This is a genomic window from Glycomyces endophyticus, from assembly GCF_039531525.1.
Taxonomy (GTDB): domain Bacteria; phylum Actinomycetota; class Actinomycetes; order Mycobacteriales; family Micromonosporaceae; genus Glycomyces; species Glycomyces endophyticus.
The window spans coordinates 136238-160057 of the sequence record NZ_BAAAQF010000015.1; the positions used below are offsets into that span (position 1 = coordinate 136238).

Below are 23820 nucleotides of genomic sequence, written 5' to 3' on the forward strand. Positions count from 1 at the left end.
CGTTGCGAGTACGACTCGGGCCTGGGGGATCCGAGTCATGGGACCTATCGGATAACGGTACGGCAACGCGCCCACGTTTCTGTATACCCCTAGACGAAGAGCCAGCGATAACTGGCCGAACGGATGATATGTCGCTTCCCGAGGGCGAAGTGCCGGTGGCGCATAGTGAACGCATCCCCCGTGTAGCGCGCGGGAGGACGGGTGTTCCGGCGGTCGCCGCGGGGGCATCCGTCCGCCCGTCGCGTCCCCCGCCCGCGGCGGCCACGGGGCTCCTGTGACCGGTGGAGCGGACGCGTTCGGTGCGGCGCATGCGGTTCAGGCTCCCGCCACGCGGGTGCCGTCGAGGCTCCCGGTCCCGACCTCGGGCGCGGTGCCGATCGGAGCGGCACCCGACTGCACAGCATCTGCCCGGGTGCCCTCGCACTCGTCGCCGAATCCCGTTGCGGCGTCGAGGTAGTGCGCGGCCCACGCGGTGGCCTCGGGGTCTTCGCCGAAGGACTTCAGCGCGATCGCGGCCCACTTCGCGGCCTCGTCGGGGCGGCCGTCCTCGTCGAGCAGGAGCGCGTAGCGGGCCACGATGGCCCGGCGCGGCCGGCCCAGGGACGGCTCGTCGTAATGAGCCGCAACGGTTTCGAGCATCCGCAGCGCCTCGGCGCGGTCGCCCTTGGCGGCGCGCACGTCGGCCAGGAGCGCGGTGTTGGCCGCGCGGCCGGGTTCGAGCACGTCGTCAGTGACGAGGGCGAGGGCCTCCTCGGCGGCGGCCTCCGCGGTGGCGGGGTCGCCCGCTTCGAGGGCGCAGCGGCCCCGCAGGTTGTGCGCCAGGCTGATGAGGAGCGGGTGGCCGGTCTTCGCGCCGTACTCCTCCGCGCCCGCGGCGAGGTCCAGGGCGTGGTCGAGCGCGCCGATCGAGCGGGCGGCCAGGGCCCGCACGTACTTCGCGAACCCGCGGCCCCAGTCGTCGTCGATCCGCTCGAAGTCGCGGAACGACTTGCGCGCCAGCGCGTCGGCGCCCTCGGGGTGGCCGAGCCCGATCTGGGCGGCGGCGCCGATGGCGCGCAGGAGCCCGACGGCGAACACGTCGCCCGAGCGCTCGCCGATCGGCATGAACACGTCCGAGAGGCGCTTCGCCTCGGTGAAGCGGCCGGCCATGAGGAGCGCGAACGCGGAGACGCCGCGGACCCAGGCCCGGCCGACCAGGTCCATCTGGCGCGCGAAGGCCTTGGCGGCCTCGCGGAGGACCTCGTCGGCGCCGTCGAAGTCGCCGCGGGCCACCAGGACCCAGGCGCGGTGCTGGAGGGCCCAGGCGAGGCGCTTGTCGTCGCCGACGCCGTACGCGACGTCGTAGGCGTCGAGGAAGCGGGCCTCTGCCTCGGACATGTGCCCGGCGAGGAAGTCGAGGAGGCCGATGCGGCACTGGGCGTCGCAGCGGGGGCCGGCGAGGCCCTCGCGGCGCGAGAGCGCCAGCGCGGCGGTCCAGGCCCCGCGGGCCTCGGCGAGCTCGCCCTTGTAGCGGTGGAGGCGCCCGCGCAGGAGCAGCAGCTGGGCCACGAGCTCGGAGGCGTCCTCGGGGAAGTCGTCGCCGAACAGGCGCGGGGACGGGTGGTCGTCGTGGTCGTCGCCGTGCGCGTGGTCGTCGTGGTCCTCGGCGGGGATGAGGCCGATGTCGATGGCGAGGCCCTCGATCTCGGCCTCGGCCTCGACGGTGCGGCCGAGGCGGGTGAGGGCGCGGCCGCGCAGGAGGCGGTCGTCGGAGGAGAGCGTGGCGATGCGCTCGACGCCGTTGAGCAGGGCGACGGCGCGCTCGGGCTCGGAGGCGTCCATGGCGCGGTCGGCCTGCTTGCGGACGGCGTCGACCGCGAGCGGGAGGACGTTCCAGACCTCGTCGATCGCCTCGATCTCGACCTCGCGGGCGAGGGTGACGGCCTGCTCGGCGTGGAAGACCACGAGGTCGTCGGCGCTCTGGCCTTCGAGCTCGGTGTCGGCGGCCCAGCGGGCGATCTCGGCGTGCGCGTGCGCGGCGTCGGCCTTGCCGATGGGCGCGTAGGCGGCCTGGCGCAGCAGCGGCGTCACGAAGCGGTAGCCGCCGTAGGAGCGGCGGCGCAGCATGCGGCGGTCGAGGAGCTCCTGGAGCGCGAGGTCGAACTCGCCGGGGACCTCCTTCTCGAGGAGCTGCGTGGCCTCGGGCGGCACGGCGTCGCCGAAGATCGACGCGGCGCGCAGGAGGGCCCTGGCGGCCGGCGTCAGGGCGTCGATGCGGGCGCCGAGGACCTGCGCGAGGTCGCGCGAGAGGACCTTTCCGGTGAGCGACCCGGCGGCGAGCCGCCACTGGTCGCCGGCGCCGGTGAGGAGGCCCTGCTCGGTGAGGAGCGTGACGAGTTCGGCGAGGTAGTACGGGTTGCCCTGGGCGAAGCCGAGGAGGCGGTCCTCGTCGGGCTTCGGGAGGCGGCCGCCGCCGATGAACTCGCGCAGCAGGCGCGCGGCGTCGGCGCCGGCGAGCGGCGGCAGCGGGTGGACCTCGGCCTCGGAGATGCGCGTCAGGACCCCGGAGGACCGGGTGAGCTCGGGGCGGCCGTAGAGGAGCACGAGCACGGGGCCGTGGATCTTCGCGAGCGCGACGCCGAGGGCGTCGATGCCGTCCTTGGAGGCGGTGTGCAGGTCGTCGATGATGAGCACGAGCGGCCCGTGCGTCGACATGTGCGTGATGAGCTCGGCGACGGCCTCGGGGATCGTGTACGCGTCGGACTGCTGCCCGGTGAACCCGCCGACCCGGTCGGCCGCGCCGGGGCGGCCGTGGCCGAGGAGGCCGAGCAGGAGCGTGATGTTCAGGCGGCACTCGCCGTGGTCGGGGTGCCCGTCGGCGATCCGCCGGAGCTTGGCCTCGGCGGTGGCCCGGTCGTCGTCGAAGCGCAGGCCGGCGGCCTTGCGCACGAGGTCGGCGAGCGGCCCGAACCGGCGGGCCTCCCCGTAGGGCGCGACCCGGACGGTGAGCACGCGGGCGCCGCGCTCGGTGGCGAGGGTGCGGACCTCGCGGCCGAAGCGGGTCTTGCCCATGCCGGCCTCGGCGGTGTGGATGAGGACCAGCGGCTCGCCGCGGTCGATGACGGCCTCCAGGCGTCCCGTCACGCGCCCGATCTCGGCGTCGCGGCCGATGAACGGGGCGGTGTCGCCGAGGCTGGCGCGCGTCCCTGGCTCGTCTTCGAGGCCCAGGAGCTGGAACACCTCGACGGGCTCGCGCTTGCCCTTGAGGCGCACGGGCGTGAGCCGCCGCCAGGAGGCGGCGTGCTTCGTGGCGCGCATGGTCTCCTCGCCGGCCCAGATGGTGCCGATGGAGGCGATCGCGCAGATGCGCGCGGCGGTGTTCACGGTGTCGCCGATGACGGTGTACTCGAGGTTCGCCTGCATCCCGGCCACGACGAGCCCGGACCGGAGCCCGATGCGCAGGCCGATGGGGAGGCCCCCGCCGGACTCGGCCTTCAGGAGCCTGCGGACGCGCTTCTGCATGGCCTGTGCGGCGCGCACGGCCCGCTCGGCGTCGTCCTCGTGTGAGAGGGGCGCGCCGAAGACGGCCATGATGCCGTCGCCGGTGAGCTTGTCGACGTGCCCGCCGAACTCGTTGACGGCGTTCACGCACTCCGCGAGCAGCCGGTCCGTGACGGACGAGACCCGCTCGGGGTCGAGGCTCTCGGACCAGGTGGTGAAGTCGGAGAGGTCGCCGAAGAGCACCGTGACATAGCGCCGCTCCGTCTGGGGAGCGGTCGCCTCGGGTGACAGGGGCGCGCCGCAGTTGTGGCAGTAGCGCGCGCCCGGCACAGTGGGCACGGAACAGAACGGGCAGGTCACAGCAGCACCAACGTCATGGCAGGGCTGTGTTGTTCCCCACTCCTTGTGGGAACGGGGCCGATCGTGCGATTCACGGTGGCAAGGATACGTGGCCTAGCTGACAGATACCTGTGTGCGGAGGCACAAATCCCCGACAAGCGGACCAACCCCTCCCCCGTTTTCGCCGACCCCCACCCGAACGGCTGATCTGGGTACGATCATCCCGCCGGCACCTCCTTTCACCTCTTCACCACTCCTCATCACCAAGGGTGCTGAACGCGCCGGGGCCCGGGCGCTCCTGCGTCCGGGCCCCGAGTCGGCTTGGTGTTAGGCGGTGACCAGGCTGGCCTTCTGGAACTCCTTGACCGAGGTGTAGCCGGTCTTGGCCATGGCCCGGCGGAGGCCTCCGAAGAGGTTCTGGGAGCCGTCGGAGGAGTTGGAGGGGCCGTAGAGGATGGCCTCGAGGTCGGGGACCTCGACGTCGCCGGAGTCGCCGGGGCGGAAGCGGCCGCGGGGCAGCTTCGGGTGGGAGGCGGCGGAGTGCCACCAGGCGCCGGCGGCCGGGGACTCGGCGGCGTCGGCGAGGATCGAGCCGAGCATGACGGCGTCGGCGCCGCAGGCGACGGCCTTCGCGATCGCGCCCGAGTTGGTGATCTCGCCGTCGGCGATGAGGTGCACGTAGCGACCGCCGGTCTCGTCGAGGTAGTCGCGGCGGGCCGCGGCGGCCTCGACGACGGCGGAGGCCATCGGCACGTCGATGCCGAGGACGGTGTCGGTGGTCGACCAGTCGTCGGAGCCGACGCCGACGATGACGCCCGCCGCGCCGGTGCGCATCAGGTGCATGGCGGTCTTGTAGTTCGTGGCCCCGCCCACGACGACCGGGATGTCGAGGTCCGCGATGAACTGCTTCAGGTTCAGGACGTCGCCGCCGGAGGAGACGTGCTCCGCCGAGACGATGGTGCCCTGGATGACCAGCAGGTCCACGCCGGCCTCGACCGCGAGCGGCGCGAGCTCGGCCGTGTGCTGCGGGCTGAACCGGATCGCCGTGGTGATCCCGCCGGCGCGGATCTCGGCGATCCGCTCGGCGATGAGCTCGGGCTTCACCGGCTCGGCGTAGATCTCCTGGAGGCGCTCGATGGCGTTCTCCGCAGGCGTGTCGGCGAGCTCCTTGAGCAGCGACGTCGGGTCGACGTAGCGGCACCAGAGCCCCTCGCCGTTCAGGACGCCGAGGCCGCCGAGGCGGCCCATCTCGATCACGGACGCGGGGCTCATCGTCGCGTCGGACGGATGCCCCACCGCCGGGATCTCGAACCGGTAGGCGTCGAGCTGCCATTCGGTGGAGACATCGTCGATGTCCCTGGTGCGCCGGGTCGGCACGAGCGCCACTTCGGACAGCCGCCAGCCGCGCGCCACGATCTTGCCGGGGCCGATCTCGACCAATTCCCGCACAGTCTCTCCTCCTACCGGGCCCGACTACCGCGTGTGGTAGTTGGGCGCTTCCACGGTCATCTGGATGTCGTGCGGGTGGCTCTCCTTGAGTCCCGCAGCGGTGATCCGGACCAGACGCCCGCGCTCATGCATCCCCTCGATGGTACCGGCCCCGGTGTAGCCCATCGCGATGCGCAGACCGCCGACCAGCTGGTAGACCACCTGTGCGAGGGTGCCGCGATAGGGGACCTGGCCCTCGACGCCCTCGGGGACGAGCTTGTCGTTGGAGTCGACCGCGTCCTGGAAGTAGCGGTCCTTGGAGTAGGACTTCGCCTGGCCGCGGGACTGCATGGCCCCCAGGGAGCCCATGCCGCGGTAGGACTTGAACTGCTTGCCGTTCATGTAGATCAGCTCGCCGGGGCTCTCGGCGCAGCCGGCGAACAGCTGTCCCATCATGACGGTGGAGGCGCCGGCGACGATGGCCTTGGCGATGTCGCCGGAGTACTGGATGCCGCCGTCGGCGATGACGGGGACGCCGCGCTCGCGGGCGACGCGGACGGTGTCCATGATCGCGGAGACCTGGGGCGCGCCCACGCCCGCGACGACGCGGGTGGTGCAGATCGCGCCGGGCCCGACGCCGACCTTGATGCCGTCGACGCCCGCCTCGATCATCGCGGCGGCCGCGCCGGCGGTGACGATGTTGCCGCCGATGATGTCGACCTTGTGGCCGAAGTCCTTGGAGATCGAGGCGATCATGTCGAGCACGCCGCGGGAGTGCCCGTGGGAGGAGTCGACCACGAGGAGGTCGACGCCAGCCTCGACGAGCTGCCCGGCGCGCGCGTACTGGTCCTCGCCGACGCCGATGGCGCCGCCGACGCGGAGGCGCCCGGAGCCGTCCTTCGACGCGTTCGGGAACTCCTCGCGCTTGGCGAAGTCCTTGACGGTGATGAGGCCGCGCAGGTAGCCGTCGGCGTCGACGATCGGGAGCTTCTCGATCTTGTGCCGCTTGAGCAGTTCGAGCGCCTCGTCCTGCGAGACGCCCTCGGGCGCGGTGACCAGGTTCTCTCTGGTCATGACGGTGGCGACCTTCACGGAGTGGTCGGTCTCGAAGCGCATGTCGCGGTTGGTGATGATGCCGACGAGCTTGCCCTTCTCGTCGGTGACCGGGAGGCCGGAGATGCGGTACCGGCCGCAGAGCTTGTCGACCTGCCCGAGGGTGTCCTCGGGCGAGCACGTGACCGGGTCGGCGACCATGCCGGACTCGGAGCGCTTGACGAGGTCCACCTGCTGGGCCTGCTCCTCCGCGGGGAGGTTGCGGTGGAGGATGCCGAGGCCGCCGAGGCGGGCCATGGCGATCGCCATGCGGGCCTCGGTGACGGTGTCCATCGGCGCGGTCAGGAGCGGCACCGAGATGCGGATGTTGCGGGTGAGCTGGGAGGAGGTGTCGACCCCCGCCGGAACGACGTCGGACTCGCCGGGCAGCAGCAGCACGTCGTCATAGGTGAGGCCGAGCGGAATGGCGCCGGCCGAGCCCATGGGCACCGTGGTGCCTCCGACACGCTCGCCGGCAGCGCCTTCGAGCCCTTGATTTCCGAAATCCCCTGAGAACGCCATGGGCCAATGGTAGTGCCGTAACGTGCGTCGCCCCGCGTCGCACACGTCCCCTGGGGTGTGATTCACGGCGAAGACCTGGGCGTCCTGTCAGCGGATGACAGGACGGCCCCGCGGACGGTGTCCTCGGGGCCGCTGAGAGTGAACAGGGGTCGGTCGGGGGCTACTCGAAGAGGTCGCCCGCCTCCTCGGAGATGGTGTCGACCACGTCGCTGTCGGCGACCGCGTCCCACGCCTCGCCGGCGCCGTCGCTGACGTCCTCCCACACCTCGGTGGCGTCGATGTCGGTGACGATGTCCGACACGCCGTCCACCAGGTCGTCGAAGACCTCTTCCACGTTCTCGCCGAAGTTGTCGTCCATGTGCCCGTCTCCTCGCATCCGTCGGGGTTACCTGCGGCCCATGCTAACGAGCGCCGGGGCACGTGTCAGCACCCGATTGCGATGGTGGCACGCATCCGGGAGTCCCGCGCCGCTCACCCGGCGTCGTCGTCACAGGGCGTTAGGCTGGAAGCGTGTATGAGGAGCCTCGCGACCCGTTCGCCGACGATCCCGACCACGCGGAGGCGCTCGCCCCGTTCGAACCCGAACTGGACGAGGACGACCGCGCCGACCTCCTCGAAGACCTCCATGAACTGGAGATGTTCGAGAAGGTGCTGCAGCCGCAGGGCCTTCGGGGGGTGGTCGTCGACTGCGCCGACTGCGACGAACCGCACTACTTCACGTGGGGCCTGCTCATGGCGAACCTCCGCGGCCTTTTGGAGGCCAACTGCGCGCAGGTCCACGAGCCGGCCTTCGATCCCGACCCGGCACACTATGTGACCTGGGACTACGCCCGCGGGTTCTCGGACTGCTGGCTGAAGACGCACGGCGAGGACACGGTCTTAGGGGCGGGCGCGGTCTTAGAAGCGGGCACGGCCTTAAAAGCAGGCACGGCCCTGGGAGCAGCGGCGTTCCAGGAGCGACGGCGTCCTCGGGGCGGCCGCAGCTCAGGCCGCGCCCTCCGCCACCGCCGTCTTCGCCCGCTCCTCGGCGCGCGGCGCCGGGGTGCGCGCGGCCTCTCTCGCCCGCAGCACGTCGAGGCGCTCGGCGGCGAGGATCGCCCGCGTGAGGCCGGCGCGCACGTACGGGGCGTCGGTGCCGGTGTTCTTGAAGTACCAGATGCCGATGTTGATGAGCCCGATCGCGATGGCGTACATGAGCTCGTCCTGCAGCAGGTCGCTGTAGAGGAAGACCCCGACGATGACCACCGGCAGCGCGTACAGCCACGCCGCGGGGGCCCACGCCGCGAGGCGCTCCAGGGTCGGGATCTCGCCCTTGGGGACCGTCGAGAGGCCCCGCCCGCCGTTCCAGGCGCGCGCCCGCGCGTTCGCGTCGCGCGCGAACCACAGGCAGGCGGAGATCATCGTCGCCACGGTGATGATCCCCAGCGGGCAGCAGATCACCCACCACTTGCGCTGCACCAGGGTCGGCAGCAGGATGTACACGGTCGGGAAGACCGCCGCGGCCCGCATCATGAACGCGGCGGCCGCGGTGCGCGCACCGACCCAGCCGCGTCGGCGGAACGCCGAGCGGGGCGTCATGTCGGCGAAGATGTTCATGTACAGGCGCATGCCCGGCAGCGCGTACGTGATACCGACGATCCGCACCGGCAGGTTGTCCCACGCGTCCGGGATCGGGTAGTCCGCGGCCCGCACGTCGTCGAGGACGGGGATGCCGTCCCCCGATCGGTTGAAGATCGCGTTGCCGTACTCGACCCACTTCGCCTGCCAGAACAGGTCGAGGTCCCGCGACCACCAGGTGAGCACGAGCGCGAGCGTCACCCACGACATCCACGAGCACGCGATGGCCCAGCGCTTGAGGCCCTTCGCCTGCCGCAGGTGGTGGGCCTGCATCGGGCGCAGCGCGCCGTCGGCGGCTTCGGCCTGGCGGCGGCGGACCTTCCAGATCTTGCGCTGGCGCTCGACGGCGCCCGCGCCGGGGAGGGCGTTCTTGACGCGCTGGTAGCGGCTCGCGAACCGGTCGGGCTCGGCCGCTTCGAGGACCTCGATCTCGCGCGCGAAGAGGTCGCGGATCTCGGTGAAGCGGCCGGCGCTGGTGGCGGCGTCGGTGTCGGCTTCGAGGCCGCAGACGACGAGCCGCTGGCTCGGGTCGGCGTCGACGAGGTCTTCGAGGAGGCGCGCGAGGCCGATGGAGGCGACGTAGAACTGGTCGGGGACGGTGCCGGGGGCGCTGTGGGGGATGCCGCCGATCGCGATGAGCACCATGCCGACCGAGTACAGGTCGGCGTTGTGGCCGCCGCTCCCCTTGGCCTTGACCTCCGGTGCGACGTAGACGGACTCGCGGGACTCGGCGCCGACGAGCGTGCGGGTGTGGAGGAAGTTGACGCCGAGGTCGATGAGGCGGATCTCGGGCGAGCCGACGCCGTCGTCCTGCACGATGATGTTGGAGGGCGTGAGGTCGTTGTGGTGGCCGACCTTCTCGGCGAGTTCGGCCATCGCGTCGAGGAGCGCGGTGCCGAGGACGCGGAGCTGCCGCACGTCGACGGGGCGCACGATCTCGGAGCGGGGCTCCCTGCGGCCCTTGGCGATCTCGCGGAGGTGGTCGGCGAGGGTGACGCCCTTGACGAAGTCCATGAGGACCCAGCTGGAGTGGCTGGCCCACACGGTGACCAGCGTGGAGCCCTCGGGGCGGACGCCGCCGAACTCGTGCTGGTAGTCCTTGGTGGCCTTGACGATCGCGGGGATGCGCAGATACGGGTAGATGAGGCATTTGAGGGCGTAGTGGGAGGCGCGGCCGGCGGGCGGGGCGATCGAGTCGACGGTGACGATGACGGAGGTCGTGCCGTGGCGGTGGAACCGCATGGTGGCGAAGTCGATCGTGTTCCAGGCGCGCTCGGCCTCGTCCCCTTCGGCGGGCGCGTAGAGGCGCTCGACTGCCCGCTGCACGCGCGGGTCGGCGACGAGCGCGCCGCACAGCTCGTCGGGCGAGGCGCCGGCGATCTCGCCGTGCTCGTAGGCCTCCCCGTGGTAGCGCATCCGGTCGGAGCGGTGCATGGAGATGAGCGTGAGCAAGAGGAACCCGAGGAAGCCGGCGGTCTCGGGGGTCACCGGCCCGTCGGCGCCGGGCTCGGACCACCAGGCCCAGAGCGCGTCCATCTGGACGTGGCGCTCGACGGCGAAGCGGTCGGCGTAGGCGCGCTCGTCCAGGGGCACGTCGAGGAGGGCGGCGCGCCAGTCCTCGGCGTCCCACCGGTCGATCTCGCGCACGGCGTCGCGGTGCTCGGCGCGCCCGGTGAGGTGGGCGCAGGCGGCGGTGAGGACGTCAACCGATGCGTCGGCCATCGGCGGTCCTCACGGTGGTGATGCGGGGCACGGACCGGAAGGAGCCGTCGCGGAGCTCCTGGACCGGGACGCCCTGGACGGCGGCGGCCATGACGGCGTGGGCCTCGCGGGCGGCGGTGACGAGCGCGTCGCGGGACTTGGTGCCGTTGGCGACCTCGCGCATCCACGGCAGCGGCGCGAGGTCGAGGACCTGGACGCCGTCGCCTGGGGCGATCATCCAGCGCTGCAGCCGCCGCCGCTGCTCGCGGTAGCGGGCCTGGGAGACGGCGTAGGCCTTGCCGAGGCCCCGGCGGAGGCGTTCGAGGTAGGCCACGGAGTAGCGGCGGCCGGGGGTCAGGCGCGGGGGCGGGGGCTTGATCGGCTTGGTGCTCAGGGAGAGCACGTGGGTGCAGCCGTCCTCTATGGCGGCGAGGTGCGGGTGGGCGGTGAGCACGCCGCCGTCGAGCACGCGCTCGCCGCGGAAGACGCCGGCGCCGGGGACGGCCACGGGCATCCAGCAGCTCGCCCTGAGCGCCGACTTCAGGTCCTCTCTGGACTCGAACTCGTGGGGGCCGATGGCGGCGAGGGAGTCGACCTCGCTGATGACGACGTGGAGTTCGACGGGGCTCTTGAGGACCCGTTCGAAGTCGAGGGGCTTGACGGTCTCCAGGACCTCGCCGAAGGCGTAGTCGAGGTTGAGGACGGGCCGGCCGGTGAACATCTGCCGCAGGTCCACGAACCGGTTGGTGGCGAGGTCGTCGAAGTAGATCGTGAGCGGGTACCAGCAGTCGCCGCCGGCGAGGAAGTACGCGGCGTTGATCGCGCCCGAGGAGGTGGCGTACACGGCGTCGAACGCGCCCCGCAGGCCCAGGTCGTCGAGGGCCACGAGCATCGCGGCGGAGGTGACGCCGCGCATCCCGCCGCCTTCGACGGCGAGGCCGAGCTTGCAGCCGTCGGGGCGCGCGCCGGGCGCGGTGCCCGCGCGGGCCCGCAGGAGTTCGAGGACGGGGTGGTCGTCGCTCCAGTACCGGTCGGCGTCGTGGGCATACGGATCGGACAATTCGCCTCGCTCGGGGGGTGTCGGGGAGCGGCGGAATCGGATTGTCCTCAGCGTAGCGGTTTCGCGCGCATTGCGCTGTCCTCCGTTGTCAGCGCGTGCGGTCGAGGAGGACGCCGGCGCGAATAACGGCCGCGACCGGGGCACTCTGGAGCACGGCCTCGTCGGCGGTCGGGGCATCGAGGACGACGAGATCGGCTGCCGCGCCCGGGAAGGGCCCGTGGACGGGCAGGCCGAGGATGCGGGCCGGGTTCGCGGTGATCGCGTCGATGAGGACCGCGCGGTCGGCGGCGGTGGCGGCGCGGAAGAGCAGGCCCGCGAGCCACGCGGCCTGGAGCTGGCTGCCGTTGCCGTAGGGCGCGAACGGGTTGCAGAGGTTGTTGTTGGTGATCGCAACCGTGACGCCGGCGCGGGCGGCGCGCAGGATCGGGGCTACCGGGCGGGTCGCGTGGCCGGCGCTGGCGTCGCGGGCGTGCCCGGCCAGGTAGAGGTCGGTGGCGGGCATGACAGCGAGCGCGATCCCGGCGTCGGCGAGGGCGTCGAAGGCCCGGTCGGCGGTGTCGGGGTCCATGGCGGCGAGGGTGGTGACGTGGCCGATGGCGACGCGGCCCTGCATGCCGGCGGCGCGGGTGCGCTCGACGACGAGGCCGATGAGCGAGGCGTCGGGGTCGTCGCCGAAGTCGAGGTGGAGGTCGACGGGGGCGCCGTGGGCTTGGGCGAGGTCGAAGACGACGTCGAGGTGGGCGGCCGGGTCGGTGTCGACGTACGGGCAGCCGCCGACGACGTCGGCGCCGGAGGCCATGGCGCCCTTGAGGAGTTCGCGGTTGCCGGGGAGTTCGAGGCCGCGCTGGGGGAAGGCGGTGAGCTGGAGGTCGATGCGGCCGGCGTTGCGGGCGGCGAGGTCGGCGTGGAGGTCCATGAGGTCGAGGCCGACAGCCGGGTCGAGTTCGACCATGGCGCGGGCGGCGAGGGTGCCGTTGCGCACCAGCGTGTCGACGGCGCGCTGCGCGCCGGCGCGGACGACGTCGGGCCCGAGGCGGGGCCGGAGCCTCGCCACGGTCGCGATGGCGTCGTTCAGGTCGGCGGTGGGTTCGGCGCCTTCGGCCGCGAGTTCGCGGGCGATCGGGTCGAGGAGGAAGGCCTTGTCGAGGTGCACGTGCGCGTCGACGAAGGCGGGCAGCACGACACGGCCGGCGGCATCAAGAACGGCGGTGTCGGGGACGGCGGTGTCGGGGCCGACGGTATGGGGAACGGCCGGGCCGGCCTTGGCGGGGCCGCCGGACGCGGAGAAGTCCGCGGAGACGCGGTGCGCGGCAGATCCGCTCACAGCCAGAATGTCCACAGTGCCCGGAGGCGCGGCCCGGCCGACCCGGTCCCCGTTGAGGATCAGGTCGGCCGGGCCGCCGGGGAGGCTCGCCCCGGTGATGGCGTCGAGGCGGGTCACTGGAGTCCGATGGCGGGGTCGATGAACTCGTTGGTGACGATGTCGTCGGCGGCGATCCCAGCGGGGATCGTCTCGCCGTAGCCCTCGAAGATGGGGAGGACCGCGGCGATGACGCGGTCGACGCGCTCGGTGTCGAAGTTGCCGAGGGTGGCGTCGGGGCCGTTGGAGACGATGCCCTCGGCGAGCTGGACCTCGACGGAGTCCGCGTTGCCCTCCAAGGTGATCGGGGGCCCGTCGGGGATGGTCTCGGCGATGCGGAGGATCGCCTCGTTGACCGGCTCGGGGTCGGTCACGTAGTCGATCTGGGCCTGCTGGAGCATCGGCACCAGCTCGGTGAGGCACGGCGCGAGCTCCTCGAGCTCGCCCGAGCGCACCGACCACGCGTGCTGGTAGATCTCGTACCCGGCGTCGTCGATCATGAGGTAGTCGGTGGGCTTCATCCAGCCCTCGACGTCGTGCTCCCAGCGGTAGGGCTCGTTGGAGACGTACCCCTGCTGCATGACCGCGCCGCCCTCGGCGACGAAGCGGCTCGGGGTGCCGTCGAAGGACGCGTCGGCCTGCGACGGGTCGACATACCCCTGGGCGATCAGGTAGTCCATGAAGACCTTGCCCTCGGTGTAGACGATCGGGGCGCCGGTGGCCTTGACGTCGTCCCAGGACTCGACGTCGTATGTGGCGGGGTCGAACATGACGATCTGCGGGGTGATCTCCAGGGAGGCGAACACGCCGGTGACGGGGAACTCGGCGTTGGCGCGCACGGCGTCGTCGGTCGGGACGAAGCCGAGGGTGATCTCGGGGTCCTGGTACATCTGCGCGGGCACGGGCTGGCCGCCGAGGAAGGGGCCGCCGAGGCGGACCTCGACGTTGACGCCGGTGTCGCCGAGCGGGCCGGTGTACGCGCCCTTCGCGACGTCGACGGTCCCGTCGGGGCCGACGAGCTGGAAGGCGGCGGCGCGCTCGGGGGTGGCGAACCAGTCGGTCTGAATGACGATCGTGGCGGGGCAGATGTCGGCGAGCACGCCTTCGCCGGTGGGGGCGGGCACGTCGGTGGCGGTGGCGGTGCAGGCGGCGAGGAGGCTCGCGCCGGTCGCGACCGCCGCGGCGGCGGTGAGTCTGCGGTGCATGGGATCTCCTTGAGCGGGGGTCGGGCGTGTCGGTGTGCGGGGTCGGTGAGGGGCGCGCTCGCGGCGGTGGGAGGGCGCGCGGGGTGGGTCGGGTCGCCGGGTTCGGCGGGGTTCACGCCGGGTCCGGCGGGGTGCAGCGGAGCGGCGTTCGGTGGCGAGGGTCGCTATCGCTTGCCGTGCATGCGGTCGACGCGTCCGGCGAGGAGGTCGAACGCCCAGAACAGGCACAGGCCCACGAGCGACGACAGGAGCAGGGCGGTCAGGAGCTCCTCGGTGGCGAGGCGCTGGCGGTAGACGTCGATCATGCGGCCGACGCCCGGGACCCCTTGGCGGAAGAAGAAGTCGGCGACGATGGAGCCGATCACGGCCTGGCCGCCGGAGATCTTGAACCCGGAGATCATCGCGGGCAGGGCGGCGGGCAGTTGGAGCTTCAGGAGGCGCTGCAGGCGGTTCGCGCCGTGGAGCGTGAACAGGTCGTGCTCGGCGGGGGCCACGGACTTGAGGCCGAAGAGGGTGTTGGTGATGACCGGGAACAGGGAGACCATCACGCAGACGATGACGCGGGACCCGAACTCGTAGCCGAACCAGAACCCGAAGAGCGGCACCACGGCGAGGATCGGCACGGTCTGGAGCACGACCGCGTACGGGTAGAGGGAGAACTCGGCCCAGCGGGCCTGGCTCATGACGACCGCGAACACGGTCCCGAGCACGATCGCGATGACGAGTCCGCACAGGGCGACCTGCACGGTGTTCCACAGGGCGGTGAGGATCTCGGTGCGCGCCACGGGGTCGAGGAGCCCTTGGGCGATGACGGCCTCGGGCGAGGGCAGCAGGAACCGGGAGGCCTCGGGGACGAGGAGGTGGCTGGCGGCGGCCCAGGCCGCGATCACGAGGACGAAGACGGCGATCGGCGCGGCGACGCGGACCGGGGCGGTCGTGAAGGGCCACGCGCGGCGCGGGCGCCGGGGCGCCTCGGTCGCGGCGTCCCGGACGGGGGCTTCGAGGGTGGCGGTCATGCGGCGGCCTCCTGCTTGGCGCCGCGCAGGGCGGCCGAGACCTCGGCGGCGATGTCGGCGAACGCCGCGGTGTAGCGGAGTTCGGGGTCGCGCGGAAAGTCGAACGGGACGGGTATGTTCGCGGCGACGACGCCGGGCCGCCCGGTGAGGACCACGACGCGGGTCGACATGAACACCGACTCGGGGACCGAGTGGGTGACGAAGACGCCCGCGAAGCCGTCGCGCGAGAAGAGGGTGCCGACCTCGGAGTTCAGGTGCTGGCGGGTGATCTCGTCGAGGGCGCCGAACGGCTCGTCGAAGAGGAACAGCTCGGGGCGCATGGTGAGGGCGCGGGCGATGGAGGCGCGCATGCGCATCCCGCCGGAGAGCTGGGAGGGGCGGTGCTTCTCGAAGCCCGCCAGGCCGACCCGGGCGATGGCGTCGGCGGCCGCTTCGCGCCGCTCGGCCTTGGGGACGCCGGCGAGTTCGGCGGGGAGCTCGACGTTGCGGGCGACCGTGCGCCAGGGCAGGAGCGTCGACTCCTGGAAGACGTACCCGAGGCGGCGGGTGCCGACCTCGACCGATCCGGCGGTGGCGGTCTCGAACCCGGCGGCGAGCCGGAGCATCGTGGACTTGCCGCAGCCGGAGGGGCCGACGAGGGAGACGAACTCGCCGGGGCGAATCTCCAGGTCGATGCCGTCGAGCGCGCGGGTGCCGTTCGCGAAGGTCAGCGAGGTCCCGCGGAAGGCGAGGGCCGGGTCGATGCTCATCGCGACCGCCTCAGGCAGTCGTATACATGACCCGGCGCCACGCCGTGTCCGGAGTTGAGCCGTGCGTTCATGGCTCAATTTCTATCGGTATACCATTGCGGGCCGTGATCGGACCGGTTACGCCGAGATTTCGTATACGATCACTCGCGGATCATGGGCTGTGCGGAGCACTGAGGACGCCGTCGCGGGCGACGACCGCGCCGCCCTTGACGACGAGGCGCCGCGGCGGCACGCCGACCACGGCTTCCGCTGGGGCCGAGGCGTTCACGGCCAGCAGGTCGGCATTGCATCCGACCGCGAGGCCGTACCGCTCGAGCCCGAGGACGGCCGCGCCGCCGTGGGTCCCGGCCGCGAGGGCGAGCTCGATCTCGGGGTCGGACATAAGCCGGTCGCGGAAGGACACCTGGTTGACGCGGCGCAGCATGTCGCCGTCGCCGTACGGCGTCCACAGGTCGCGGATGCCGTCGTTGCCGATCGCCAGGCGCGCGCCGGCCTCGGCCATGAGCCGCACCGGGACGACGGGCGCGCCGCCGACGGCGCAGGTGATCATCGCGACCCCCGCCTCGGCGAGCGCGTCGGCGATGCGGCGCTGGTGGTCGGGTTCGAGGCCGCCCATGGCGTACGCGTGGCTGATGGCGACGCGCCCGGCCATCCCGGTGGCCTTGGTGCGCTCGATGATGAGCTCGTACTCCCACGCGCCCAGGAGGCCCTGGTCGTGGAGGTGCACGTCGATCTTGGCGCCGTGGCGCTCCGCGAGGTCGAAGAGGAGGTCGAGCTGGCCGGCGGGGTCGCGGTCGAACCCGGCCGGGTCGAGGCCGCCGACGACCTCGACGCCGTCCCGCAGGGCCGCTTCGAGGAGCGCGGGGACGCCGGGCCGGGTGAGCAGGCCGCCCTGGGGGAAGGCGACGAGTTCGACGTCGACGCGGCCTGCGAGGCGGGCCGCGGCCTCCCGCACGGCCTCGACGCCGCCGAGGCCCACCTCGGGGTCGATGTCGATGTGGCTGCGCACGACCGAGGTCCCGGCGGCGACCATCGCGGACAGCAGGTTCGCGGCGTAGTCGGGGCTGGGCACGCCGAGCTCGGCGCGGCGGCCCTCGCCGTTGCGGATGCGCCCTTCGAGGGTGCGGCCGCCGGTGTTGGGGACCCACGGCCCGCCGAACATGGTCTTGTCGAGATGGCAGTGGGCGTCGACGAGGCCGGGGAGGACGATGGCGCCTTCGAGGTCGATGACGGTGGCGCTGTCGAGGTCGATGACCTGGGCGCCTTCGGCTTCCAGGTCCGGGGCGACCGCGGCGATGCGGCCGTCGGCGATCGCGATGTCGGCGGGCGCGAGCGGCTCGCCGGGGGTCCAGGGGCGGCCGCCCTTGAGGAGGAGGTCGGTCATGGGGTCGTTCCTTTCCGGGGAGGACCGGCTCCGCGTCGGCCGCCGGGGCGGGCGGGCGGAGGACGCGGTCCTCTCCGCAATAGGGTGGATCGCTGTCAGGTATCGCTGTCAGGTGAGGAGCATCGCGGTTCCGGCGGCGGTGCCGAAGGCGATGACGAGGACGCGGAAGGCGATGGGCTTGAGCCGGTCGGCGAGTTTCGCGCCCGCGATCCCGCCGAGGAGGCAGGCGGGCGCGAGGACGAGGACGGCGAGCCACTGGACCGGGCCGAAGATCGCGACGGAGATCATCGCGGTGGTCCCGGCGGTCAGGGTGAGCAGGGCCTTGAGGCCGTTGAGGCGCCCGATGGCGGCGTCGAGGCCGAGCGCGAGCGCGGTGAGGAACACGATCCCCATGCCGCCGTTGAAGTACGCGCCGTACGCGCCGCCGATGAACACGCCGCAGTACAGCAGCGGCGCGGAGGCGCCGCCGCTCGCGGCGAGGCGCCGGGTGATGAGCGGCTGGAACGCGAACAGGGCCGTGGCCGAGAGGATCAGGAACGGCACCAGCGCGGTGAAGACCTCAGGCGGGGCCGCGAGCAGGGCCACCGTGCCGGTGACCGCGCCGACGGCGGCGAGCGCGACCAGGCGCGGCAGGAGCGGGCGGAACGACGGCAGGTGCGAGCGCAGCGCCACCGCGTTGCCGATGTAGCCGGGCCACACCGAGACCGCGTTCGTGACGGTGGCCGCGACCGGCGGCATGCCGATGGCCAGGAGCGCCGGGAACGTCAGGAGGCTCCCGCCCCCGGCGAGCGCATTGCAGACGCCCGCGCCGAAACCGGCGGCGACGAGCAGGGCGAGATGCTGAGGGTCCATGGAGTCCTTCCGGGAGGCACGGCGGACCCAATCGTATACAACGGTTCGCGAGGGTGGTAGCGAGGCGGCCCGGCAGCGTTCGCGAATCTCCTTCTAGCGCTACGGTCCGGGCCGTATAGACCATCCCTAGCCCCCACCCACCCAGAGGGGACCGTAGCCGCCAGCATTGCCGACGGGTCCGACAAGAACACCGCCAACCGGCCCCGATGTCACCCGATCGGGTCGCCGGCCTCCGTCCGCACCCGCCTGCGGTACGCGGTGGTGGCCCGGAGGATGTGCTGGCCGAGCAGGGCCGACGCGCGGTCGGCGTCGCCCGCCGACAGGGCCGCGAGGATCTCCTCGTGCTCGCGCCACGAGTCCTCCGCGCGGAGCGTCAGCCCCACCGCGTAGACCCACGCGATCTTCTGGCTGAGCTGGCGGATCATCTGCCCCAGGACCTCGGAGCCGGAGGCCTCGGCGATCACCTCGTGGAAGCGCGAGTTCAGGCGCGGGACCTCCTCCAGGCGGCCGTCGCGCACCGCGTCCCAGCCCAGGCTCACCAGCTCCTTCAGGCGCCCCAGCTGCTCGGGCGTGCGGTTGCGGGCCGCGCGGGCCGCGCACATCGGCTCGATCACCGAGCGCAGCTCCAGCAGGTCCTCCGCCTCCGCCTCGCTCAGCTCCCTGACGAACACGCCCACATAGGGTTTGGCCTCGACGAACCCCTCCGCCTCCAGCACCCGCAGCGCCTCGCGCACCGGCACGCGGGAGACGCCGTACCGCGCCGCCAGCGCGTCCTCGGTCAACCGCTCACCGGGTGCGAACACGCCCCGGATGATGTCCTCGCGGACGGCCCGCACCGCCTCCTGCGGAGCGCGCCGCGGCCCCTTGTCGCCAGCCATGAGATCCTCCACTACGATCAGGCCCACCATTCTCGTATACACTCCCTCGCCCCCGGAACGCGGTGCCTCCTCATGACGCTCCTCCAGCCGCTCGCCGCCTGCGGCCGCGCCGACCACTACCTGCCCTCCCGGCCCGAGACCGTGAACTGGGGGCTGCTGCCGAACGCCGCCAGCGCGCCGGTCCTGCGGATGCGGTCGGGCCAGACCGTGTGCGTCGACACCGTCAGCCACGAAGGACTCCTCGAGGACCAGGGCGGCGACCCGAAGGCGTTCTTCGGCGCCAACGGGATCGGCGAGGTCCTGGAGGACGCCGCGCTGATCGCCCGCGAGTGCGTCCGCGGCCCCGGCGCCGGGCCGCACGTCGTCACCGGTCCCGTGCACGTCGAGGGCGCCGAGCCCGGCGACGTGCTCGAGGTCGAGGTGCTGGAGCTGGAGCGGCGCGCCCCGTACGGTGTGGTCAGCAACCGGCACGGGCGCGGCGCGCTCGCCGGGGAGTACCCGCTCGGCGAGGAGAACGTCTCCGTCGTCGCGACGGTCGACGGGGCCGGGCGCGGCGTGATCCCCGCCGGCGACGGCAGGTCGCTGCGGTTCCCGCTCGCCCCGTTCCTCGGGATCATGGGCACCGCGCCCGCGACCGAGGCGCCCGTGCACTCCGTGCCGCCCGGCCCGCACGGCGGGAACCTCGACATCCGGCTCCTCGGCGCCGGATCGAAGCTGTACCTGCCGGTCGCGGTGCCCGGCGCGTCGTTCTCGACCGGCGACCCGCACTTCTCGCAGGGCGACGGCGAGGTCGCGCTCACCGCGTTCGAGGCGCCCCTGCGCGCGACCCTGCGGCTGACGGTCCACGCCGACCCCGCTGTGAGGAGACTCGCCGCGGCCCTTGGCGGGCCGTACGCCGAGACCGGGGAACACTGGATCACGACAGGGCTCGACGAGGACCTGGACGAGGCGGTCCGCAAGGCGACGCGGGCCGCGCTGGCGTTCCTGCGGGAGCGGCACGGCCTGCCCGGGCCCGTCGCCCTCGCGTACCTGAGCGCGGCGGTCGACGTGCGGATCTCGCAGGTCGTCGACCTCGTCAAGGGCGCCCACGTCACGCTGCCGAAGGACCTCGACCTCACCGCCGACCCCCGCCGCCCGCAAGGAGACTGAAGCGCCATGACCGACCCGTTCATCGCCCTCGTGGAGGACCTCGGCGGCCCCGGGCCGCTCGAAGGCCTGCGCCTGGCCGTCAAAGACCTGTTCGACCTGGCCGGGACGGCCACGGGCGCGGGCAATCCGCGCTGGCTGGAGACGCATGCGCCCGCGGAGGCCGACGCCGAGGCGGTCGCGCTGCTGCGCGGCGCGGGCGCGCGGGTGGTCGGCAAGGCGATCACCGACGAGCTCGCGTGGAGCCTCAACGGCTCGAACTTCCACTACGGCACGCCGGAGAACCCCGCGGCGCCCGGGCGCGTGCCCGGCGGGTCGTCGTCGGGCTCGGCGTCCGCGGTCGCCTTGGGGCTCGCGGACATCGGGCTCGGCACCGACACCGGCGGGTCGATCCGGGTGCCGGCGTCGTACTGCGGGCTGTACGGGCTGCGGCCCACGCACGGGCGGGTGAGCCTCGAGGGCGTCGTCCCGCTCGCGCCCACGTTCGACACCGCCGGCGTGCTGGCGCGGGACGCGCATACGCTGCGCCTCGCGATGGCGGTGCTCCTCGGCGAGCCCGAGGAGGCGCACGCGCCCGTCACGAGGCTGCTCGCGCCGCGCGACATCTGGGACGAGCTGCCCGCGGCGACCCGCGACGCCGTGATGCCCGCCGTCGAGGCGCTCGGCCTCGAGGTGGACACCACGCCGTTCTTCGACGACCCGCACTTCGGGCTCGAGCACGACGGCGCCGCGGGCGGTGTCACGCCCCTCGAGTCGGCGCGCCGGGCCTACGCGGCGCTCCAGGCATGGGAGGCGTGGCAGGCGCACGGCGCGTGGATCGAGGCGTCCCGGCCCGAGTTCGAGCCGGGTGTCAAGGCGCGCTTCGCGAACGCGTCGAAGCTCGTCGGCGCCGACGTCACGGGGGCGCAGCGGGTCCGCAGCGGCGTGGTGGCGCTCGTCAGGGATCGGCTCCCCGAGGGCACCGCGCTGGCGATCCCCGCCGCGCCCGGCCCCGCGCCGCTGGTCGGTGAGGAGCCGGATCGCGAGGCCATCGTGCGGTTGACGTGCATCGCAGGGCTGTCCGGTGCGCCCGGGCTCGCCCTGCCCGCCGGCACGGTCGAAGACCTGCCGGTCGGGCTGCAGCTCGTCGCCGCTCCGGGAAGCGACGAGGTCCTGCTGGCGCTGGCCGGTTCCCACTGACCGGTGCGCCTGGTCGCGAGGTGGCGGACCGCGCTGTATCCCGTCCTGCCAGGCGGGACTCGCGTCGGTCCACAGTGGATGCGGGCTAGCAGACGAGTCCCGAGCGGAAGGCCTCGGCCACCGCGTGGGCCCGGTCGCGGGCGCCGAGCTTGCGGAACATGCGCCGCGCGTGCGTCTTGACGGTGTCCTCCGAGACGAACAGGTCGCGGCCGATCTCGGCGTTGGACTTGCCCTCGCTCATGCCCCGCAGGACCTGGAGCTCGCGCTCGGTGAGCTTCATCCCCTGGAGCGTCGAGCGCTGCCGGGGGACGGCCTCGGTGACGCGCTGGAGCGTCGGCGAGGCGAACATGATCGCCTGCGCGAGCGCGACCAGGAGGTCGTCTGAGTTGTTGGACGGCGTGCGGATCACGCCCCGGGCCCCGGCGGCCACCACCATCGCGGCGGTACGGGGGTCCGCCGCGCCGGACAGCAGGACCCCGGTGCGGGGCGAACGGGCGCGGACGGTCTTGACGAACTTGACCGGGTCCGGGGCGGCGAGCGCCACGTCCACGAGCACCACGTCCACCTGGCGGCGGCCGAGCTCGAGGAACAGCTCGGGCGATCCCTCGACCGACTTGACCGCCTGCGCCAGGCCCATGCGGGTCGCGCAGGCCGAGATCTTCTGTCCGGCTTGAGGAGTCTTAACACAGACCAGTACGGTTCTCACTTTGTTCTACCTTTCGGTGCGGTAGGCCGTGCGTGTCTCTCTAGAGCCACCACGCAGGCGGTCCGCCGCCATGACGCGAGTTCGCGCGAATTTTTCGAGTGACTTTTCGAGGTTTCCGGGAAGAGGCGTGGACGCATGGTGTTCGGGTTCGCTGACGCGAAGACCTCGACCCTGATGGGAAACTGGGGGCATGACACAGCGAAGAGGCGGACGACAGCACCGGGCCGAGTCCCGCGATTTTGGTGATCATCGTTCACATCCACCTCGCCATGACCTGTCTAACGAACTAACGGCCCTGGAAGGTACGAGTTACGGCCGATATAAATCCTTGCGTGGCAAATGGTGGACAGGCCCGGCGATTCTCGACATTTCGCGGGTGCAATCGGATCCGTTCGCCCCGCCGAGCCGGATCGAGCTCCGCTTCGACGCCGAGTCGGCGGACCTGATGCCGGAGTGGCACGCCACCCCCGAGCGGCGCCGGGCCGTCGCGGTGCTCCTCGCGAAGCGGTTCAGGAAGGCGTGCCCGACAAGGGACCTGCGCATCGACGCCGGCGGCCAGGAGATCCTGCGCCGGTCCTCGTGCGAGGTCGGCGAGGACGGCTCGGTCGTGTTCCGGCTCGGCGCGCAGCTCCCGGGCCACGGGCGGCGCATCGCCGGGCGCCAGGCCGCGCGGCTGCTGTGCGAGGACCTGCCCGACGCCGCCGACGAGGCGCTCGCCGTGGGCGAGGAGGAGGCCGCGGCGTGGACGCGGCACGCCGACGACGTCGCGGCGCTGCGGGAGGCCGTCGCCGCGCAGGGCCTGGTGGCGTTCGTCGCCGACGGCGCGATGCTCGCACGGAAGTCCGGTGTGGACGATCGGCCGATGGCGTCCGGGGTGCCGTTCCGCTCCCCGGACTCCCTCGCGGTCGAGGTGGAGCTGCCGCACGCGGGGACCTTGCGCGGCATGGGGATCGGGCCGGGCGTGACCCTCATCGTCGGCGGCGGGTTCCACGGCAAGTCGACCCTGCTGCGGGCCTTGGAGGCCGGGGTGTGGGACCACGTGCCGGGCGACGGGCGGGACTTCGTGGTCGCCGACCGGAGCGCGGTCAAGATCCGCGCCGAGGACGGCCGGGCCGTCACGGGCGTCGACGTCCACGCGTTCGTCGACCACCTGCCGTCGGGCGACGACACGCGGCGGTTCTCGACCGAGAACGCCTCCGGCTCGACCTCCCAGGCGGCGGCGGTCGTCGAGTCCCTCGAAGCGGGCGCGCGGGTCCTGCTCATCGACGAGGACACGGCCGCGACGAACCTGATGATCCGCGACGCGCGGATGCAGGAGCTCGTCGCGAAGGACCGCGAGCCGCTCACGCCGCTGGTCGACGTGGTGCGGTCGATGGCCGACGACCACGGCGTCGCGGTCGTGCTGGTCATGGGCGGCTCCGGCGACTACATGGACGTGGCCGACCGGGTGGTCCTCATGGACGCGTACGTCCCCGAGGACGTGACCGAGCGGGCGAAGGCCCTGGCGGCCAAGCCGACCGGGCGGAAGGTCGAGGCCGAGGGGTTCCGGATGCCGCGGGCTCGCGTGGTCGACGCCCGGTCGGTGTCATCGGAGTCGCGCGGGAAGCAGAAGATCCGCGCGGGCGGGACCGACGGACTGCGGTTCGGGGAGTCCGAGATCGACGTGCGCGCGGTCGAGCAGATCACCGACCCGTCGATGACCGCCGGGATCGGGCTCGCGCTGGAGGCCGCCGTGCAGGCGGGCTGGATCGACGGGACGTCCACGGTGGCCGAGGCCCTGGACCGGTTCGACGAGGCGATGGCGGCCGGCGGGGAGGCGGCGCTGCTGCGGATCAGGGACGCGGACTTCGCGATTCCGCGGCGGTTCGAGGTGGCCGCCGCGCTCAACCGGATGCGGGAGCTGCGGGTGCGAGCCGAACCATCAGAATTACGGCGTAAAAGTGCCTTCGCGGCTCCGATCCCCAAAGGCCGCGAAGGCACTTGAACTCTATCGGTTTCCCGACAGCTCCGCGACAAACTGTCGGGATGTTGACACTTGCGGTTCTCCGGTGCCGCACGGGCCGCCCCGGACGCCGCCTGGCATGCCGAAGGGCCGCCGACGATGTC

Annotated in this window: 17 protein-coding genes and 1 pseudogene; 4 read left to right on the forward strand and 14 right to left on the reverse strand. The window is 72.6% G+C overall.

Annotated elements, in window-relative coordinates:
• Positions 1-315: 315 nt before the first annotated feature.
• From ABD419_RS18015 to ABD419_RS18030, 4 genes are all read right to left on the reverse strand, one after another.
• Positions 316-3819, reverse strand: coding sequence for an adenylate/guanylate cyclase domain-containing protein (locus ABD419_RS18015; RefSeq protein WP_344489009.1), 3504 nt, complete (start codon positions 3817-3819; stop codon positions 316-318).
• Positions 3820-4146: 327 nt separating this feature from the next.
• Positions 4147-5268, reverse strand: a complete 1122-nt coding sequence (locus tag ABD419_RS18020) for a GuaB3 family IMP dehydrogenase-related protein (RefSeq protein ID WP_344489012.1) — start codon at positions 5266-5268, stop codon at positions 4147-4149.
• A gap of 24 nt (positions 5269-5292) precedes the next feature.
• Positions 5293-6783, reverse strand: coding sequence for an IMP dehydrogenase (gene guaB / locus ABD419_RS18025; RefSeq protein ID WP_344489223.1), 1491 nt, complete (start codon positions 6781-6783; stop codon positions 5293-5295).
• A gap of 238 nt (positions 6784-7021) precedes the next feature.
• The gene (locus ABD419_RS18030; protein ID WP_344489014.1) at positions 7022-7219 is read right to left on the reverse strand and encodes a hypothetical protein; all 198 of its coding nucleotides are present in this window, start codon (positions 7217-7219) and stop codon (positions 7022-7024) included.
• Between the two features lie 152 nt (positions 7220-7371).
• On the opposite strand from ABD419_RS18030, the pseudogene ABD419_RS18035 reads away from it, so the two are divergent.
• Positions 7372-7653, forward strand: a pseudogene (locus tag ABD419_RS18035) (DUF5319 family protein); the annotation flags it as partial.
• A gap of 192 nt (positions 7654-7845) precedes the next feature.
• Here ABD419_RS18035 and ABD419_RS18040 read toward each other — a convergent pair.
• From ABD419_RS18040 to ABD419_RS18080, 9 genes are all read right to left on the reverse strand, one after another.
• Positions 7846-10200, reverse strand: a complete 2355-nt coding sequence (locus ABD419_RS18040) for a protein kinase domain-containing protein (protein ID WP_344489016.1) — start codon at positions 10198-10200, stop codon at positions 7846-7848.
• Complete coding sequence (locus tag ABD419_RS18045) at positions 10181-11239, reverse strand: patatin-like phospholipase family protein (RefSeq protein WP_344489019.1); 1059 nt, start codon at positions 11237-11239, stop codon at positions 10181-10183. The genes ABD419_RS18040 and ABD419_RS18045 overlap by 20 nt, the downstream gene beginning before the upstream one ends.
• 88 nt (positions 11240-11327) lie before the next feature.
• Positions 11328-12680, reverse strand: a complete 1353-nt coding sequence (locus tag ABD419_RS18050) for an amidohydrolase family protein (RefSeq protein WP_344489021.1) — start codon at positions 12678-12680, stop codon at positions 11328-11330.
• Positions 12677-13804: an ABC transporter substrate-binding protein gene (locus ABD419_RS18055; protein ID WP_344489024.1), complete on the reverse strand. Its 1128-nt coding sequence runs from the start codon at positions 13802-13804 to the stop codon at positions 12677-12679. The genes ABD419_RS18050 and ABD419_RS18055 overlap by 4 nt, the downstream gene beginning before the upstream one ends.
• Before the next feature lie 164 nt (positions 13805-13968).
• Complete coding sequence (locus ABD419_RS18060; RefSeq protein WP_344489027.1) at positions 13969-14820, reverse strand: ABC transporter permease; 852 nt, start codon at positions 14818-14820, stop codon at positions 13969-13971.
• A complete protein-coding gene (locus tag ABD419_RS18065; protein WP_344489030.1) occupies positions 14817-15569 on the reverse strand; it encodes an ABC transporter ATP-binding protein in 753 nt (250 codons plus the stop codon). Before ABD419_RS18065 ends, ABD419_RS18060 begins: the two co-directional genes overlap by 4 nt.
• A 151-nt stretch (positions 15570-15720) precedes the next feature.
• Positions 15721-16953: an amidohydrolase gene (locus tag ABD419_RS18070; protein WP_344489033.1), complete on the reverse strand. Its 1233-nt coding sequence runs from the start codon at positions 16951-16953 to the stop codon at positions 15721-15723.
• 108 nt (positions 16954-17061) lie between these two features.
• The gene (locus tag ABD419_RS18075) at positions 17062-17805 is read right to left on the reverse strand and encodes a sulfite exporter TauE/SafE family protein (protein WP_344489036.1); all 744 of its coding nucleotides are present in this window, start codon (positions 17803-17805) and stop codon (positions 17062-17064) included.
• A gap of 209 nt (positions 17806-18014) precedes the next feature.
• Positions 18015-18683 carry a GntR family transcriptional regulator gene (locus ABD419_RS18080; protein ID WP_344489039.1) on the reverse strand — a complete coding sequence of 223 codons (669 nt, stop codon included), beginning with the start codon at positions 18681-18683 and terminating at the stop codon, positions 18015-18017.
• Between the two features lie 72 nt (positions 18684-18755).
• Between ABD419_RS18080 and ABD419_RS18085 the strand changes: the two genes are divergently transcribed.
• Entirely contained in the window at positions 18756-19832 is a 1077-nt protein-coding gene (locus tag ABD419_RS18085) for an acetamidase/formamidase family protein (protein WP_344489042.1), read from the forward strand.
• 6 nt (positions 19833-19838) lie between these two features.
• Positions 19839-21008, forward strand: coding sequence for an amidase (locus tag ABD419_RS18090; protein ID WP_344489045.1), 1170 nt, complete (start codon positions 19839-19841; stop codon positions 21006-21008).
• Between the two features lie 85 nt (positions 21009-21093).
• On the opposite strand, the gene ABD419_RS18095 is transcribed toward ABD419_RS18090, so the two are convergent.
• Positions 21094-21714, reverse strand: coding sequence for a response regulator transcription factor (locus ABD419_RS18095; protein ID WP_112135091.1), 621 nt, complete (start codon positions 21712-21714; stop codon positions 21094-21096).
• A gap of 190 nt (positions 21715-21904) precedes the next feature.
• Here ABD419_RS18095 and ABD419_RS18100 point away from each other — a divergent pair, with 190 nt between their 5' ends.
• Positions 21905-23698: a P-loop domain-containing protein gene (locus ABD419_RS18100; RefSeq protein ID WP_344489049.1), complete on the forward strand. Its 1794-nt coding sequence runs from the start codon at positions 21905-21907 to the stop codon at positions 23696-23698.
• The last annotated feature ends 122 nt before the right edge of the window (positions 23699-23820 follow it).

What these genes read in the sequence shown, in the direction of transcription:
- guaB (WP_344489223.1), bottom strand. Translation starts at nt 6,783, where the DNA reads ATGGGCTCGGCCGGCGCCATTCCGCTCGGCCTCACCTATGACGACGTG.
- ABD419_RS18030 (WP_344489014.1), bottom strand. Translation starts at nt 7,219, where the DNA reads ATGGACGACAACTTCGGCGAGAACGTGGAAGAGGTCTTCGACGACCTG.
- ABD419_RS18040 (WP_344489016.1), bottom strand. Translation starts at nt 10,200, where the DNA reads ATGGCCGACGCATCGGTTGACGTCCTCACCGCCGCCTGCGCCCACCTC.
- ABD419_RS18055 (WP_344489024.1), bottom strand. Translation starts at nt 13,804, where the DNA reads ATGCACCGCAGACTCACCGCCGCCGCGGCGGTCGCGACCGGCGCGAGC.
- ABD419_RS18060 (WP_344489027.1), bottom strand. Translation starts at nt 14,820, where the DNA reads ATGACCGCCACCCTCGAAGCCCCCGTCCGGGACGCCGCGACCGAGGCG.
- ABD419_RS18065 (WP_344489030.1), bottom strand. Translation starts at nt 15,569, where the DNA reads ATGAGCATCGACCCGGCCCTCGCCTTCCGCGGGACCTCGCTGACCTTC.
- ABD419_RS18070 (WP_344489033.1), bottom strand. Translation starts at nt 16,953, where the DNA reads ATGACCGACCTCCTCCTCAAGGGCGGCCGCCCCTGGACCCCCGGCGAG.
- ABD419_RS18075 (WP_344489036.1), bottom strand. Translation starts at nt 17,805, where the DNA reads ATGGACCCTCAGCATCTCGCCCTGCTCGTCGCCGCCGGTTTCGGCGCG.
- ABD419_RS18080 (WP_344489039.1), bottom strand. Translation starts at nt 18,683, where the DNA reads ATGGCTGGCGACAAGGGGCCGCGGCGCGCTCCGCAGGAGGCGGTGCGG.
- ABD419_RS18085 (WP_344489042.1), top strand. Translation starts at nt 18,756, where the DNA reads ATGACGCTCCTCCAGCCGCTCGCCGCCTGCGGCCGCGCCGACCACTAC.
- ABD419_RS18090 (WP_344489045.1), top strand. Translation starts at nt 19,839, where the DNA reads ATGACCGACCCGTTCATCGCCCTCGTGGAGGACCTCGGCGGCCCCGGG.
- ABD419_RS18100 (WP_344489049.1), top strand. Translation starts at nt 21,905, where the DNA reads ATGACACAGCGAAGAGGCGGACGACAGCACCGGGCCGAGTCCCGCGAT.